Here is a 17,141-nt window from a genome sequence, read left to right as displayed (position 1 = left end):
CAACTCTAAATCTATAAAAAATGACAATTAATAGTTTATTCCAATTTTTAGTACCAAAAGACAAAAAATTCTTTCCACTTTTCGAAGAAGCTTCTAGTAATTTAATTGAATTGGCTTCGAATTTACATGAAGCGGTTAATTTGCCTTTGAAAGAACGAGAAGTTTTGTTTTTGAAAATTGATGAATTAGAACAACGTGGAGAAGATATTACCCGTCAAACGAACTTAGAGTTGAGTAGAAATTTTATCACTCCATTTGATAGAGAAGATATTTATTCTTTAATTACATCTATTGACAACGTAGCTGATAATTTGCATGGTGCGGCTAGTAGAATGCGTTTATATCAAGTCGATAAAATCACCAAATCGATTCGTAAATTGACAGAAATCAATCTTGAGGCTTGTCACCATATTGATGAAGCGGTGAAAGAGTTGAAAAATTTAGAGCGCATGAAAACCATAACCAATGCTTGTGCTAAAATTAATAAGTTAGAAAACAAGTCGGATAACGTTTACAACAAAGCTGTTTTTGAAATCTTCGAAAACGAAACGGATGTAAAAAATATCATTAAATATAAAGAGGTACTGTCAGTTTTAGAAACAGCTACAGACAAATGTAAGAGTGTAGCTAGTGTTTTAGAGTCTATCACTGTAAAACATTCCTAAACTTTTGTTCTTTATATAAAATACAATTATGGAATTTACTTTATTAATAGTTATTATAGTTTTGGCTTTAATCTTTGATTATATCAATGGTTTTCATGATGCCGCCAATGCTATTGCTACAGTGGTAGCTACTAAAGTGCTCTCGCCATTTCAAGCGGTACTTTGGGCTGCGTTTTTTAACTTTTTAGCCTACTGGGTTTTTGGTTTTGGGGTAGCCGATACGGTGGCTAAAACCGCTAGTACCATGGATATCAATTTAGTGGTGATCTTAGCTGGTGTTATTGCTGCGATCATATGGAATTTATTGACATGGTGGTTAGGGATTCCTTCAAGTTCTTCCCACACTTTAATTGGTGGATTTGCAGGTGCTGCTATTGCTCATGCTGGTTTTGGAGTTGTAACTTGGTTCAAAGAAGGAAAAGATGGTGGATTACCTTCAGGAGTTTTAATCGTGATTGCCTTCATTGTTTTGGCCCCTTTGTTAGGAGCTTTAATATCTTATTTGATCTCGATTTGGTTGTTGAATTCTTCTAAGAAAAGCATTTATCCAAAGATTTTTACTCTATCATTAATGGCTGTAACGGTTTGGTTTGTTGAGAAACAAATGAAATATTTTGCTGATATTGAAAAACCTCGTTTCCCAGATTCTCAATTTTGGAGCGTGGCATTTGAAGCGCATAATATCAAATGGTTGCTAGTGGCATTTATTGTTTTGTCCATCAGTACATTTTGTTTGATTTTTAGTTATTTGAATATTCATCAAGCAAACTCTTGGTTAAAAAAATTCCAATTGCTTTCTTCCGCTGCTTTTAGTTTAGGACATGGAGGGAATGATTCTCAAAAAGTAATGGGAATTATTGCAGCTGCTGTAGCAGTGTATATTCATACTAGTGGTGTAACTCAAGAATCATTACCAGATTGGTTGAATGTTATTTTACCTAATGATGATGGTGAAGGTTCTAATATGCCACAATGGATTCCGTTGGCATGTTATTCAGCCATAGCATTGGGAACTTTAAGTGGTGGTTGGAAAATTGTAAAAACAATGGGTTCTAAAATTACTAAAGTGACTTCTTTTGAAGGTGTTGCTGCAGAAACTGCTGGAGCTTTGACTTTGTATTTTACAGAACATTTAAAAATTCCAGTAAGTACAACGCATACCATAACTGGTTCTATTATTGGTGTAGGATTGACCAATAGAGTTTCTGCTGTTCGTTGGGGAGTGACCGTTAGTTTGATGTGGGCTTGGGTGTTAACCATTCCAATTTCAGCATTGTTAGCAGCAATTACTTATTACATACTAAGTATCTTTTTGTAGAATAACAAGTAATATATTAAAATGGGCTATGAAGAATTTTTTCTTGATAGCCTTTTTTTATGAGGTTTGTCGCTCACTATATTTTTTTAAGGAATAGAATGCTTTTTCTTGAATTTTCTTTTGAAAAAAGCCTGTCCATCCCAATAAAAAGCCTTTCCATCCAAGTGCTTGTTTGGACCATTTCCATACATCAAAATTGTCGTTATGTTTGTATATAAGCCCATCTTTGAATTCAAATTCAGCGGAGATAGGATTGATTACTTTTCGGTTCGTTTGTGTAAAAGTGTAATGTGCAACCCATGTAGCACTACCATGGATTTCGTCTGCTTTCACATTGGTATATTCTATTTTTATAGCACCTTTGGCTCTTTCTAAAAGCATTTTCCACATCATACTGGCTTGCTCCTCTTTCAAAAGTCCAAAAGCAGGATCACTAAATTGAATGTCAGTGTGGTAACATTGCTTCATGGTAAGAGCATCGTTATTTTGAAAAGCGGTGTAGAATTTATGGATGAGTTGTTCGTTGGGATGCATGATTATGAGTTGATTTTTAATAATAAGTTAGGATCTGGACAATTTTTAAGATAAAAAGGAAGTGTGCTTGGACTGCATACGCCAGGATAATCACCTACTTTTTTTTGTAAGTCTTTGATGATTTGGAAATGCAAATGAGGGGCATATTCTCCATTTACGCTTGCTTTTCCTAATGTGGCTATTTGTTCTCCTTTTTTTACAACTTGTTCCTTGGATAGCTTTTGAATGCTCTCTAATGATAGATGACCATATAAAGTGTAAAATTGATGATCGTTTATTTCGTGTTCTAGAATAATGGTAGGACCATAATCTCCCAATTGATTATTGCATTGAAAGCTGTGAACTTTTCCGTCTAAAGCTGCTAGAATTGGAGTATCGGCAGTTGTCCATAAATCTAAACCGATATGAATGTTTCGTTCCTCTTGTTCGGAGGAGTTAAATACGCTACTTCTTTTGTATAGATTTCTTGTTTCGTTATATCCTCCATAGGCGATGATACCTTGATTTTGTTTTAAATAATTTCTTATATAGTTTTCAAAATCAGTAGCAGTAGTCAGATTATGCTTTAGTAATTCTTGGTTGTGAATAGATAAATCTAACGGTACGTATTTGGAGTAAGTGACGTCAGGTGCAATTACTTTTATTGCTTCGCTTTTTTGTAGTATGGCTTCAAGTGTATTCATTTCTTTTTATTGATTTTTAAAAATAATAAAAATAATGCCTCACAAAACGTTTGTTTTTTTTAAAAATAAAAATGCCGTTTCTTAGTGGAAACGGCAGTAGTTATAAGTGATCGTTTTTTAGTACAAACTAGGAAATTTTGCTGGATTACTTTCGTGCATCATACTATATACTTTTTCGAAAATATCTTCTGCAGATGGTTTTGAGAAATAATCTCCATCGGTTCCATAAGCGGGGCGATGTGCTTTGGCGGTAAGTGTTTCAGGCTTACTGTCTAAGTATTTGTAACCATCTTGAATCTCTGTAATTTGTTGTAGAATAAAAGCAGAAGCTCCTCCAGGAACATCTTCATCAATTACTAGTAAACGGTTGGTTTTTGCTAAACTCTTTACTATGTCATGATTAATATCAAAAGGTAGTAAGGATTGGATATCAATGATTTCGCAATTGATTCCCATTTCCAGCAGTTCATTGGCTGCTTGTTGTACCAATCGTAAAGTGGAACCGTAAGACACTAAAGTAATGTCGGTACCTTCTTTTAAAGTTTCTGTTACTCCAATTGGAGTTTTGAATTCGCCATAATTAGTTGGAGCCACTTCTTTTAATCGGTAGCCGTTTAAGCATTCAATGACTAATGCAGGTTCGTCACATTCCAAAAGCGCATTGTAAAATCCTGCAGCTTGAGTCATATTTCTAGGAACCAATACATGCATGCCTCGCAATGCGTTTATGATCATTCCCATTGGAGATCCCGAATGCCAAATCCCTTCCAAGCGGTGGCCGCGTGTTCTGACAATTAAAGGGGCTTTTTGTTTGCCTACGGTTCTGTATTGTAAAGTGGCCAAATCGTCACTCATGATTTGGATAGCATACAATAAATAATCTAAATATTGAATTTCAGCAATAGGACGTAAACCTCTTAAGGCCATTCCAATCCCTTGTCCAAGTATCGTAGCTTCTCGAATTCCGGTATCGGCAACACGTAATTCTCCATATTTTTCTTGCATGCCTTCTAGACCCTGATTGACATCACCAATCGCTCCTGCATCTTCTCCGAAAATTAAAACGTCAGAATGTTTGCTAAACAAGGCGTCAAAATTGTCACGAAGAATCATTCGTCCGTCGGTGTCGGCTTTTGCATTTTCATTAAAAGTAGGAGAGACCTTTTGAATGGAATGAATATTAAATTCGGATTCAGAATGAAGATTACTACTGAATTTTGGCTGTGTTTTTTGAATGTATGCTGTAATCCATTCCGATACTTCTTGATGTCCTTTTTGATTGACCAATAATCGTAACGATTTACGAGCAGCAATTAAAATTTCTTTCTTTAAAGGGTTTTTAATTGCTTTAAGTTCTGCTATGTGTTTGTTGATGAACTCTTTGTTGGTGCTGGTGACAGCATAGGTCTCTAATAAGGTAATTAACTCTTTTTGCTCATTGATAATGGGTTGAATAAAGTTATTCCAAGCTTGTTTTTTGGCTTCAAGAACTTCTTTTTTACACTCACTTTCAATGCTGTCTAATTCCTCTGGCGAAGCCATGTTGACGGCAATCATCCAAAGACGCATTTGACGCAAACAGTCATATTCTCTTTCCCAAGCCAAACGATCACTGTCTTTGTAACGTTCGTGTGATCCCGAGGTGGAATGCCCTTGTGGTTGGGTAAGTTGTTGTACGTGGATTAAAACTGGGACATGTTGTTCACGGGCTATAGCGGCTGCTTTTTCGTAGGTTGCGATCAATTCAGCATAATCCCATCCTTTTACTCTGAAAATTTCGTAGCCTTTGCCGTTTTCATCTCTTTGGTATCCTTTTAGAATTTCAGAAATGTTTTCTTTTGTAGTTTGATGCTTGGCGTGTACAGAAATTCCATATTCGTCATCCCAAACACTCATGACCATCGGCACTTGTAAAACACCGGCAGCATTGATGGTTTCGAAAAATAAACCTTCGGAGGTGCTGGCATTACCAATTGTTCCCCAAGCAATTTCATTTCCATTTATTGAAAAATTAGCGGCGTTTGTAATACCAGAAACGTTTCTGTAAATTTTAGAAGCTTGGGCCAATCCTAATAATCTAGGCATTTGTCCGGCAGTGGGAGAAATATCAGCACTTGAATTTTTCTGTTGTGTTAGGTTTTTCCAAGAACCATCTTCGTTTAAGCTATGGGTAACAAAATGGCCTCCCATTTGTCTTCCGGCTGACATTGGGTCAAAATCAAGATCGGTGTGACCATATAGTCCTGCAAAGAATTGTACAGGTGTTAAGGCATCAATGGCCATCATAAAGGTTTGATCTCGGTAATAGCCTGACCTAAAATCCCCGTTTTTAAAAGCTTTGGCCATGGCCAATTGAGGAACTTCTTTACCATCCCCAAAAATCCCAAATTTAGCTTTTCCCGTTAATACTTCTTTGCGTCCTAAAAGACTGCATTCACGACTAGTTACGGCTAATTTATAATCTGATATAACTTCTGTTTTAAAATCTTCAAAAGTTAACGTAGAGTTGTGTTGTTCTTTTACCATGATCTTGATAGATAGTAATTTTATGCAAACTTACTTAAAAACAAGTGATTTTCATAATTCGTTATATAAAATAAAATTAAATTATTTTCAATCAAAATGCTTTATTTATAGGTTAGTTTTGTTAAATTATGTTATAAATTATTAAAATATTGAAAATTACGCATATTTTGTTCTATTTTTAAACGTTTTTAAAACCATTTTCTTGTAAATAGATTAATGAGTTTACTTGGGTCAAATGTAACAACAAAGCGAATTTTCTGATTATAATTTTCTTGTGCTACTTCCCATCCATTGTTGGAATACATAGGGAAAAAAAGTTCAAAATAATCGGGTACCAAGTTCAATCTGATCCCGCTATCATACACAAATTGAGCATTATTTCCTTTATTTTTTATGAAACCGACATCTCCATAGCATTCAATCCAATTCCAAATACTAAAACTGGCATTGCAACTGCTGAGCCATTGATTTGCGTAAGGAGTACTTAATTTTGATTTAAATCCGCCCTCAGCCATAATAAATTGTCGGCTAAAAAAACTGGTGCTTTCAGATCGACCATAATAGTTGTAATCAAATAAATAATCGGTAGGCCGATCTAGAGCAAAGCTAAAGAAATCTGAACTTCTTGATGTGTTGTATAAAAAATGTCCTGCATAGAAACGCAAATTCATTTGGCGATTATTTCGTAACAGTTTTCGATATTCAATCTCGATGGATGTTTTTCCAAACGCTTCAGAGAGTTGTAAATCTGTATTGAAACTTAGATGGTTCGTAATTTCTGTTTTTGAATTAATGTATCGAGCATTAAAAACAGAATAGTTGAGTAAGGAATTGTCATTTACAATGGCACTTTTTTCGCGATCTACCATCACATGTCGCATCACAATCAATTGTTTGCGGTTGTCTCTAAAATCTTGATTTCTAATTTGCATTTGTATCATCGGATTCAATCGCAAATAGGTTGCATCAGGAGCATAATGAAAATAAGACGCGCCCAATGAATAACGAACATTATACAAACGGCTATCCCGATACCATTGATTTACAGTAAAAAAACCTGAACCTGAAAAATTTTTGGCTTTTATGGAGTACATTGGACTAAAATCAAAAGTAAATGGTTTGTTTAAAATGGTTTTGTTGTGTAAACGGATGCCAGGCAAAAAACCATCATATACATTGAAACCCAAAACCGGAGTATATAGAACTTGGTTGTAATAGGGATCTTCTAGGTCTTTTAAAAACACAAATTTTAGAGGTCGGTTGTTCGGAAAAAAACCGTCTAGTTTTTTCCAGTTATTTCTCAAGTTGAATTCTGGAACTTCGTTTTTATAGTTGATAATGATTTTCTCGGCATCATTGCTATCAACCGTATACAATGAATCTGGATTTTTAGCCACATCTATCCATTTTTTGAAAACTACACTACCATTTTTTAGTCCATAAATGGGTATAGGAACATGAATATTTGTTTTACTTTTTAGAGCAAAGCTAAGGCTATCTTTGGATTTAATGACGGTTTCAAACTTGTAATCAATTAATTTTCTGGAGTCTATTAAGGTGTCAAAAAACCAATCTAAAGGTTGCTTAGCGTGTTGCGTTAGGATTGCTTTTAAATCAGTACTGGAAGTTTGTTGTTTTTTATTAAGTGCCATAAAATCAGTTATAGCGTTAAACACTATTTGATTATTAAGATAAGCATCTAGATATCGAAAGCTCAGACCGGCTCTGTATTTATTGGAGATTTGTTCATTAAATTTAATCAAGCTGTTTTTGGAATTACTCAAGGGCTGATCCAGGTTTTTTCGAGCCATGAGCATGTAAAAATAGCTGTATTGTTCATTGAAATCTAAATTGACTAGATGATAACTTTTTAATAATTTGATACTGCCAATAGATCCTAACATTTTGCTTTCAGGATGATACAAGTCAACATACTGCATCATACTATAAATTTGAATGGCATCAATGATCCAATGATCTTTTCGGGGATCCAAACGTAAGCTGTTTTTGAGATAGTTGTTCAAAAACGTCTTTAAAAACTGTAACTCAAAAATAAATTTATTGCTAAAAGGGCTTAAAAAAGCAGGTAGTTGATTGAGACCATAAAAAGGATTGTGGTCATAATCGGTTTGAGATACCGTAATCTTTTCTTCGGATAACGTGCCAAGTTGAGAACGTGCAAAATTGGCAATTTGATCAATTATTATAGCCTTTTGAATGGGATCTATTTGGTAATCTTTTAGGTTCGTTTGAATTTCTAAAAAATCATTTTTATAGCTAACAAAACTATTTTTGGTTTCGATATACAAGTTGAAAGTACTTCGATCTTTGCCTTGTAAAGTATAGGTTGTTGCATTAGCGTCAGATGTTTCTTGCGTAATGTTCAGGTCTGAAGTTATGGCAAAATGCAAAGGTACTTTTAACTCAATTGTACAATTGGATAACGCATTGGCAATATCTTCGAGGTCATAATTGCTATTGGTGATAAATCGATGATTTTCGTACCGTGCAGGCATTAAAAACCAATCTTTTAACACCATTTTTTTAGCCGTGTATCCAATTCCAGTAAAGCGTTCATTAGGGATTTTGACCGAATAAAAGAGTTTAAAATTTATAGTTTCATTGGGAAGCAAAGGATGTTCTAAAAAGAGTTCAACTAAGTCTGGATGTTTTGCTAATCGTTTCCAAGTGAGCGCTTGATTTGTTTTGTTTTGAATAATCAAATTTTTTGTACTACCATATTCTTCTTTGTTTGCTAAATGAAAACCGCGGTAAAACTCATCCGAAAAGCGACCTGCTAACGGGGTGTTTACTCCCGAATAGGCATGGTTCCAATCGTTTAAAGTAATACTTTTTAGGGTGTCCTGACTACTATTTACAAAATCAATTTGTTGCTCAACATAAATCGATTTTTCTGTCCAATTTACCGCAGCTTTCAGTTGTATTTGATGCTGTGCTCTTATCAATGCTGATAAAAAAAACAGAAAAATACTAAGAATAATGGTAAAATGACGCATCAATTTTATGGTAGTTTGGTGGTAAACAATAGGACTAAAGTTGGTAATAGTTCAAAAAAAGCGGATTTGAATGTTAGTATAGCATTCAACCAATCTAAGTAAATTTGTTGAATTAAGTTAGTTGTTGTGCGTCAATAAAGTTAATGCTATTCTTTCAAAAAACAATTTAAAATAACTCAAAAGGATTTACTAAGTAGCAAGAAATGTATATTGTCATAAATTATTTAAAAGGTTTTTGTAAACAGATTGAAACGTGATATCAAACTCTTAGCCATTACTCACTGGTACTTAATAAAAAGAAAAAACACATTTTCACTGCAACTTTTAAAGCAATATAATTTTAAAAAAAAAGCAAGTCCAAAAGGGTATAATAAAAAGCAAAACTGCCTATCAAAGGCAGTTTTGTAACTTTAGAAATTCGGACTTAAATCGTATTTCTTATAAAATTTATCCAACACATCTAGCACTTCGTCTTCTGTATCAACGATTTTAAACAAGTTCAAATCGTCTTCGCTAACAGTGTGTTCTCTTTCAACCAAAACACTTTTGACCCAGTCAATTAAGCCTGACCAAAATTGAGTACCTACTAAAATGATTGGGAATTTGCCAATTTTTTTGGTCTGAATTAAAGTAATCGCTTCAAACAATTCATCCATGGTGCCAAAACCACCAGGCATGACAACAAATCCTTGTGAGTATTTTACAAACATCACTTTGCGCACGAAGAAATAGTCAAAATTCAGGTTCTTATCGTGGTCAATATAAGGATTGAAATGTTGTTCAAACGGCAATTCTATATTCAATCCAACCGAAGTTCCTCCACCTAAATGAGCGCCTTTGTTTCCTGCCTCCATAATTCCAGGGCCACCGCCAGTAATTACACCATAGCCCGCTTTACTGATTTTGTAAGCAATTTTTTCGGCCAATAAATAATACGGTGCGCCTGGCTTAATCCTTGCCGAACCAAAAATAGTCACACAAGGGCCAATACGACTCATAGTTTCGTATCCATTAACGAATTCGGACATAATTTTGAAAATTGCCCAACTATCATTCGTGCGAATTTCATTCCACGTTTTTCGTTTTAATTTGTCTTGAATTACTTTGTCTTCGTCGTTATCAAAATCTTCTAATTTCATATGCTTCTAATTTTATATTTATTTTCAACGGATTAAAATCTGTTGCTACAAAAGTGTCGTTTCTACGGAACTTTTTTAAAATTATGTTTTTTTTGGATGTCAACGTATTAAAATTCGTTGCTACAATATAGTCGTTCCTGCGGAACTTTTTTTAAATTATGCTAATTCTTTCTTTAAAAACAAGCCAGTATAACTCTTTTTTACTTTAATGATTTCTTCAGGTGTGCCTTTAGCTACGAGCTGTCCGCCACCTTTTCCGCCTTCAGGACCAATGTCAATGATGTAATCGGCGAGTTTAATGACATCCATATTGTGTTCGATAATCAAAACAGTGTTTCCTTTATCTACCAATCGATTAATTACATCCATCAACACTCGAATATCCTCAAAATGCAAACCAGTAGTAGGTTCGTCTAAAATATAAAAAGTATTTCCTGTATCTTTTTTAGATAATTCTCCTGCTAGTTTAATACGTTGCGCCTCACCACCAGAAAGCGTGGTACTTTGTTGTCCTAAAGTGATATAACCCAAACCAACATCTTGCAAGGTTTTGACTTTTCTATATATTTTTGGGATATTTTCAAAAAACGGTACCGCTTCATCAATCGTCATATCTAACACATCCGAAATCGATTTGCCTTTGTAGCGAATTTCAAGGGTTTCTCTATTAAATCGTTTGCCTTGACAGCTTTCGCATTCTACATACACATCTGGTAAAAAGTTCATTTCGATAGTTCGAACCCCTGAACCTTCACAGGTTTCGCAACGACCACCTTTTACATTAAAACTAAAGCGTCCCGCTTTGTAACCCCGAATCATACTTTCGGAAGTCATCGTAAACAAATTGCGGATTTCGGTAAAAACCTCAGTGTAAGTCGCAGGATTAGAACGCGGCGTTCTTCCAATTGGACTTTGGTCAATGTCAATTACTTTATCGATATGTTCCAAACCTTCAATCTTTTTATAAGGTTGTGGTTTTTTGACTCCGTTAAAATAATAAGCATTCAAGATAGGGTAGAGGGTTTCGTTGATTAAAGTAGATTTTCCACTTCCCGAAACACCTGTTACACAAATCATTTGTCCTAGCGGAATTTCTATAGAAACATTTTTTAGATTGTTTCCAGTTGCTCCAGTTAGTTTTAGAAATTTTCCATTGCCAATTCGGCGTTTTTTTGGAATGTCAAACTTCATAGTTCCATTCAAATACTGTGCAGTTATAGTATTGGATGCTAAGGTTTCTTGAGGAGTCCCAATACTAATGATTTCTCCTCCATATTTTCCCGCTTTTGGACCAATATCAATTACATAATCCGCACGTTCAATCATGTCTTTATCGTGCTCAACGACCAAAACCGAATTACCAATATCACGCAATTGCTCAAGCGAATGAATCAATTTTTCATTGTCTCTTTGATGTAAACCAATACTCGGCTCATCTAAAATATAAAGCACACCCACCAATTGCGAACCGATTTGGGTAGCCAAACGAATACGTTGTGCTTCACCACCAGAAAGTGATTTTGAGCTTCGGCTTAACGCCAAATAATTTAACCCAACATTCATCAAAAACGCTAATCTATCTTTAATTTCTTTTATGACTTCTGTAGCAATTCGTTTTTGTTTGTCTGTCAAATGATTTTCTAAATCCAAAAACCAAGCGGTCAATTCTGAAATGTCCATAGTACACAATTCAGAAATATTCTTTTCGTTTACTCTAAAATAATTAGCTTCCTTTTTAAGGCGAGAGCCCTCGCAAACCGGACAAGCAATTTCATCCATAAACTCTTTAGCCCAACGCTTGATAGCAGTAGAACCACTTTCGTCGTGTTGGTTTTTGATGAAATGCGAAATACCTTCAAAATCAATTTTGTACTCTCTCGTAACGCCCAAATCTTTCGATTGAACTGCAAATTTTTCTTTACCACCATTCAAAATCATTTCCATAGCTTCAGCTGGAATTTTTTCGATGGGGTCCGTTATTTTGAAATGGAATTTTTCGCCAATAGTTTCCAATTGCTTAAAAATCCAAGACGACTTGTATTCTCCAAGCGGAGCAAAACCACCCGCTTTGATGGATAATTTTGGATTGAGAATGATTTTTTTGGTATTGATTTCATTAATAGTTCCTAATCCATTGCAGTGTTCGCAAGCTCCTTTTGGTGAGTTGAAAGAAAACAAATTGGGTTCAGGATTTTGATACGAAATTCCAGTAGTAGGGCACATCAAATTACGGCTAAAAAAGCGTACCTCATTCGTATCCTGATTCAAAATCATCAATACATTTTCACCGTGATGCATAGCAGTGTTGATACTTTCGGACAAACGTTTTTGTATGTCATCAGAAGTATCAACTACAATTCTATCCACTACAATTTCTATATCGTGTGTTTTGTAACGGTCGAGTTTCATTCCGGGAGTAATGTCTACAATTTCGCCATTAACTCTTACTTTTAGAAAACCTTGTTTGGTAATTTGTTGGAAGAGTTCGGCATAATGTCCTTTTCTCGCTCGAATGATTGGAGCCAAAATATTGATTCTTTTTCCATTAAAATCCTGAATGATTAATTCTTTGATTTGCTCATCAGAGTAGGAAACCATTTTTTCTCCCGTATTATAACTGTAGGCATCAGCACCACGCGCATATAACAAACGTAAGAAATCGTATATTTCAGTAATTGTTCCCACGGTAGAACGCGGGCTTTTGCTAGTCGTTTTTTGTTCAATAGCAATCACAGGCGAAAGACCATCGATTTTATCAACATCTGGACGTTCTAGCCCCCCTAAAAATTGTCGGGCATAAGCCGAAAATGTTTCTACATAACGGCGTTGTCCTTCGGCATAAATAGTATCGAAAGCCAAGGATGATTTTCCCGAACCCGAAAGTCCTGTTATGACAACGAGTTTTTCTCTAGGAATCGCAATGTCGATGTTTTTTAGGTTATGAACGCGAGCACCTTGAACTTCAATGGTATTGTTTGTATCTAGCATAATTTTGCAAATTCCGAATAGGTCGGAAGCAAAGTTACTATTTTGATTTATTCTTTTGGTAGAACACTATCGAAGATTGTGTTAAAAAAGGGATACAAAAAGCGCCAACTTTTTGGGTTAGCGCTTTCTTTTTCTGGAGCTGATATAGGCTTCAATGGCCTCTTTGGTGGTATACCAATTTCGGCCTTCTTTGTAGGCGTCTATTTTTCCCGTTCGAGCTAATAAACTAACATATTCTTGTCCGTAAGGGCTGCTTGGTTCACTAACAATAGTAGCTATTGTCTGAAAGTCGTTGTTGCTATCAGGCATAGCATTAAGGTAAATATTCAAACTTCGTTCCAATGCTTGACTCATCAAAAGTATTAGTTTTTGATAGTTCCCATTGTTGGCTTGATTGAGGGCTTCATAGTATTTTTTTCTATCGTTTTTGAGTATGATAGCTGGTGGAAAACCACATCGCATCAATAGCAAATTCATACTCAAACGAACTGTTCTTCCATTGCCATCAAAAAAAGGATGAATCCAAACTAATTTGTGATGAAAGATGGTGGCCAACTCAATATCGTTTAGATTTAAAGGGTTGGTGTTAATGAAGTCAATCAATTCATCTAGTAAATCAGAAACTTTGTTTGCATTGGGAGGAATAAAATTGGCTCCCGAAATGCGGACACCTCCATTACGTAATCTGCCTGCGAAATCATCTTCAATCGAGCGTAATACCAAACCGTGTAACGATAATATATCAATACTTCGTAATACATAGTTATCATTGATTATCGAAAAAAGGTAATCAATGGCTTTATCGTGGTTGTGTGCTTCAAAATGTTCTCTCAAGGAAATCCCTTTAATAGTAATTCCTTCTTGCAAGACCATTTGTGTTTCTCTAAGTGTTAAGGTGTTTCCTTCTATACTATTGGAATTGTAGGTCCATTCTATAGATAAGCTTTCTTTGATTTTATTCAAAGCGATGGTGGGCAAGGGTCTGCTATTTTGCAAATCTTGCTTTTTTTGATACAATCGTTCAAACGTTGATTGAAATTCTTCCCGATATCCAAAATCTATTTTCCACATAACCCCACAAAAATACAATTAATATCGGATAAATAAAAATATTTACCCATCCGATAATAAAAAAACGCTAACCGAAGTTAGCGTTTTTACTGATTTGGTTTTGAAAATTTAATTATTCTGCTACAAACTCTGTATACGTTTTAAGAGTAAATGGAATATTTTGTTCTTTGGCTTGTTTCAAATAAGTGGCTTCGTTTTTAGTTTTAATAGTTTTAAATTCTTTCATTTCATTATCAAAACGTTGTAGGATAGCTTCTTTGTTTTCTAATTGAGAGGGCGAAGGAGCCGAGAAATTCCCAGCGATAGAAGCATAAAGTGCGCCTAATTTCTCTCTCAACTGAGGTTCTGCCGAAGCTACGTAGCCATCACCAGTAGTAACTACCATTTTAGCTTTTACAGTCTCAAAATCGTTTTTGATTTTTGTACCACTTTTTGCAAAACCTTTATTTTTAGCGATCAATTGATCTAGTAATTTAACGGTTTCGTCAATTTCATACACTGCGTAAGCTAGTTCTTCATTTTTGTTGAACAACTCTCGTGTAGTTTCTTTTTGTTTGGCTCTATCGGATAATGAAATACTACTTTTTGGGTCATTCAATACCTTAAAAGCATGCGTAAAGGTTTCTTTTCCTTTTGTTAATACTACCTTGTAATTTCCTTCTTGAACGCGTGGTGAAGTAAATCCTGCAAAGGATAAGGTTTTGGCAGCAGCAATTTTTGGGTTTTTCATGTTGTAATCCCAAGTTACTACATTAATCCCTTTTTGTTTACCAGCAGGCAAACTAATAATTTTATTGCCTTGTTCGTCTTGAATTTCAAGGTCCATTTTTCCTAAAGTATGTCTCTTTTTCAGGTAGTAGATAATCTGTGCACTTGTGGATGGATTACTGCCCACAAATTCCAATTCTGTAGCCGTAGAACCAAAGCTTGATTGTTCTTCGATAACAGCAGGTTTCAATGTAAAGAAATGAACGTCTTTAGCCAGAACGTCTTGTGTAATTTGGCGCAATGGCGTAATATCATCTAATACAATAACACCACGTCCATGTGTTGCCATAACCAACGAATTAGTTTTGGTACTCAATTCCATATAATGTACTGCAACTGATGGCATTTTGTTAGTGAAATGAGACCAGTTAGCTCCTCCATCAATTGTGATATACAATCCTTTTTCGGTTCCTAAAAACAATAAGTTTTCATTGGTAAAATCTTCTTGAATGTTACGCACAAAACCATCGATATCAGGCGTAATGATGGATTTCCAAGTTTTACCAAAGTCAGTTGTTTTGTAGGCGTAAGGTGTGTAATCATTCTTGGCATGGCCTTCAAAAACAGCATAAGCGGTTCCTTCACCAAACGTACTAGCTTCAATGTGGTAGCACCAAGTGTTTTTTGGAAGTCCAGTGATATTAGCCGCTACATTGGTCCATGTTTTTCCACCATCTTTTGTTACTTGTACATTACCATCATCGGTTCCTGCCCAAATTACTTTTTCGTTCAGAGGAGATTCTGCGATGGTAAAAATGGTACAATGTTGTTCTGCACCAGAATTGTCAACAGATAATCCACCTGATTTTGTAGTGTCCATTTTTAATGGATCTTTGGTGGTTAAATCCGGAGAGATTTTGGTCCATGTAAGCCCTATATCTTCTGATTTGTGAACGTATTGACTTCCCATATAAAAACGATCGGGTTGTTTTTTACTAATTTCCATTGGTGCATTCCAATTGAAACGCAATTTTGGATCGCCTTTTACTGCCAAAGGTTGAATTGTAATTAATTCTTGTGTATCTGTGTTGTAACGCCAAACATTTTCAGCTCCTTGCATTTCGCTGTAAATAATGTTCTTTGTTGGATGTTTGATCACCCTAAAGCCATCACCTTGACCAATTCTTGTCCAGTCTCTAGACTCTATTCCTCCGGGACTTTTTGACGGACCATACCAAGAACCATTGTCTTGTAAACCTCCATAAACGTTGAATGGTTCTTTGTCATCAATACTAACATGGTAAAACTGTGAAACAGGTAAATTGCTGACCATTTCCATAGTGTTTCCGCCATCCCAGCTTCTGTATACACCACCGTCTGTAGCACAATACATTCTGTTACTGTCATTATTGTCAAAAGTAATATCGTGAATATCAGAGTGCATGTAGCCAAGATTTTTAAAGGTTTTTCCACCATCTCTACTAATAGAACCATTTAATCCGCCTTTCACTACTATATCTGCGTTTTTTGGATCAATGGTAATTCTTGAAAAGTAAAAAGGACGTACAACCAATCCAAAATCACTATTCAAGTGTTTCCAGCTAGCTCCAGCGTCATCAGAACGATACAATCCGTTCAATTCCGCTTTTTCGGTTTCTAAAACGGAATATAAAATGTTGGAATTTGAAGGAGCTACAGCAATAGCTATTCGACCTAATTGTCCAGTAGGGAATCCGTTGTGAATTTTGTTCCAAGTTTTACCGCCATCGGTTGTTTTGTACAAAGCAGATTTAGTGCCTCCTGAGCTGAATGACCAACCCGTTCTTCGGAATTCCCAAAAAGAAGCATACATAATATTACTATTTTTAGGGTCAATAATCAAGTCGGAGCAGCCTGTTTTGTTGTCTACAAAAAACACTTTATTCCAAGTAGTTCCACCATCAGTTGTTTTGTAAATACCTCTTTCATCACTATCACCCCATAATGCGCCAAGAACACCAGCCCAAACAATATCGCTGTTCTTTGGATCTACAATGATGGAACTAATACGGTCTGATTTTGGCAAGCCCATATTTTTCCAGTTTTGTCCGCCATCGGTAGATTTGTATATCCCATCTCCCATAGAAACACTATTTCTAGTCCATGTTTCTCCAGTTCCGACCCAAATGTTTTGGTCAGGTTTTGAAGGATCAATAGCCACACATCCTATGGATTGAATGTGATCATCGAATACCGAATTAAACGAAGCACCCCCATCGTTACTTTTCCAAACACCACCACCGGCTGTTCCTGCAAAAACAATTTTATTGTTTGTTGGATGCATTTCTATATCTGTAATTCTTCCGCTCATTAAAGCAGGTCCAAGGTGTCTGGCCTGCATGTCGCCAAACAATTCTTTACCTTTAAGTATTATTTTATCTTGTGCTAGTACACTGCTCGCTGATAGTATTCCTATGCAAGCAAGCCAAAGGGTGGTTTTTTTCATAAAGTTA

General features: G+C 35.5%; 10 protein-coding genes. 2 read left to right on the top strand and 8 right to left on the bottom strand.

Going from position 1 to position 17,141, the window contains the following annotated elements; all coding sequences use genetic code 11:
* Window positions 1-20: 20 nt before the first annotated feature.
* A complete protein-coding gene (locus AO58_RS0106395; protein ID WP_024980908.1) occupies window positions 21-665 on the top strand; it encodes a DUF47 domain-containing protein in 645 nt (214 codons plus the stop codon).
* Window positions 666-693: 28 nt separating this feature from the next.
* Window positions 694-1,983 (top strand): inorganic phosphate transporter, encoded by a 1,290-nt coding sequence (locus AO58_RS0106390; protein ID WP_024980907.1) that lies wholly within the window; start codon window positions 694-696, stop codon window positions 1,981-1,983.
* Between the two features lie 57 nt (window positions 1,984-2,040).
* On the opposite strand, the gene AO58_RS0106385 is transcribed toward AO58_RS0106390, so the two are convergent.
* The 8 genes from AO58_RS0106385 to AO58_RS0106350 form a co-directional block, all read right to left on the bottom strand.
* Complete coding sequence (locus tag AO58_RS0106385) at window positions 2,041-2,517, bottom strand: nuclear transport factor 2 family protein (protein ID WP_024980906.1); 477 nt, start codon at window positions 2,515-2,517, stop codon at window positions 2,041-2,043.
* A gap of 2 nt (window positions 2,518-2,519) precedes the next feature.
* A complete protein-coding gene (locus AO58_RS0106380) occupies window positions 2,520-3,200 on the bottom strand; it encodes a peptidoglycan DD-metalloendopeptidase family protein (protein WP_024980905.1) in 681 nt (226 codons plus the stop codon).
* A 117-nt stretch (window positions 3,201-3,317) separates the two neighbouring features.
* The gene (locus AO58_RS0106375) at window positions 3,318-5,726 is read right to left on the bottom strand and encodes an alpha-ketoacid dehydrogenase subunit alpha/beta (RefSeq protein ID WP_024980904.1); all 2,409 of its coding nucleotides are present in this window, start codon (window positions 5,724-5,726) and stop codon (window positions 3,318-3,320) included.
* Between the two features lie 188 nt (window positions 5,727-5,914).
* The gene (locus AO58_RS0106370; protein WP_244530699.1) at window positions 5,915-8,743 is read right to left on the bottom strand and encodes an aminopeptidase; all 2,829 of its coding nucleotides are present in this window, start codon (window positions 8,741-8,743) and stop codon (window positions 5,915-5,917) included.
* 410 nt (window positions 8,744-9,153) lie between these two features.
* The gene (locus tag AO58_RS0106365; protein WP_024980902.1) at window positions 9,154-9,882 is read right to left on the bottom strand and encodes an LOG family protein; all 729 of its coding nucleotides are present in this window, start codon (window positions 9,880-9,882) and stop codon (window positions 9,154-9,156) included.
* Window positions 9,883-10,038: 156 nt separating this feature from the next.
* On the bottom strand, window positions 10,039-12,870 hold the full coding sequence (gene uvrA / locus AO58_RS0106360) for an excinuclease ABC subunit UvrA (RefSeq protein WP_024980901.1): 2,832 nt from the start codon (window positions 12,868-12,870) through the stop codon (window positions 10,039-10,041).
* A 117-nt stretch (window positions 12,871-12,987) separates the two neighbouring features.
* Window positions 12,988-13,941 carry a Fic family protein gene (locus AO58_RS0106355; RefSeq protein ID WP_024980900.1) on the bottom strand — a complete coding sequence of 318 codons (954 nt, stop codon included), beginning with the start codon at window positions 13,939-13,941 and terminating at the stop codon, window positions 12,988-12,990.
* Between the two features lie 112 nt (window positions 13,942-14,053).
* Window positions 14,054-17,134, bottom strand: coding sequence for a WD40/YVTN/BNR-like repeat-containing protein (locus AO58_RS0106350; protein WP_024980899.1), 3,081 nt, complete (start codon window positions 17,132-17,134; stop codon window positions 14,054-14,056).
* Between the last annotated feature and the right edge of the window lie 7 nt (window positions 17,135-17,141).

The organism is Flavobacterium succinicans LMG 10402 (assembly GCF_000611675.1).
In the GTDB taxonomy this organism is placed as follows: Bacteria; Bacteroidota; Bacteroidia; order Flavobacteriales; family Flavobacteriaceae; genus Flavobacterium; species Flavobacterium succinicans.
This window is presented reverse-complemented; position numbering and strand designations above follow the sequence as displayed.

Bases quoted from the DNA above. Each gene is read 5' to 3' on its own strand.
- AO58_RS0106370 (WP_244530699.1), bottom strand. From the start codon at position 8,743: ATGCGTCATTTTACCATTATTCTTAGTATTTTTCTGTTTTTTTTATCA.
- AO58_RS0106385 (WP_024980906.1), bottom strand. From the start codon at position 2,517: ATGCATCCCAACGAACAACTCATCCATAAATTCTACACCGCTTTTCAA.
- AO58_RS0106380 (WP_024980905.1), bottom strand. From the start codon at position 3,200: ATGAATACACTTGAAGCCATACTACAAAAAAGCGAAGCAATAAAAGTA.
- AO58_RS0106390 (WP_024980907.1), top strand. From the start codon at position 694: ATGGAATTTACTTTATTAATAGTTATTATAGTTTTGGCTTTAATCTTT.
- AO58_RS0106350 (WP_024980899.1), bottom strand. From the start codon at position 17,134: ATGAAAAAAACCACCCTTTGGCTTGCTTGCATAGGAATACTATCAGCG.
- AO58_RS0106355 (WP_024980900.1), bottom strand. From the start codon at position 13,941: ATGTGGAAAATAGATTTTGGATATCGGGAAGAATTTCAATCAACGTTT.
- AO58_RS0106365 (WP_024980902.1), bottom strand. From the start codon at position 9,882: ATGAAATTAGAAGATTTTGATAACGACGAAGACAAAGTAATTCAAGAC.
- AO58_RS0106395 (WP_024980908.1), top strand. From the start codon at position 21: ATGACAATTAATAGTTTATTCCAATTTTTAGTACCAAAAGACAAAAAA.
- uvrA (WP_024980901.1), bottom strand. From the start codon at position 12,870: ATGCTAGATACAAACAATACCATTGAAGTTCAAGGTGCTCGCGTTCAT.
- AO58_RS0106375 (WP_024980904.1), bottom strand. From the start codon at position 5,726: ATGGTAAAAGAACAACACAACTCTACGTTAACTTTTGAAGATTTTAAA.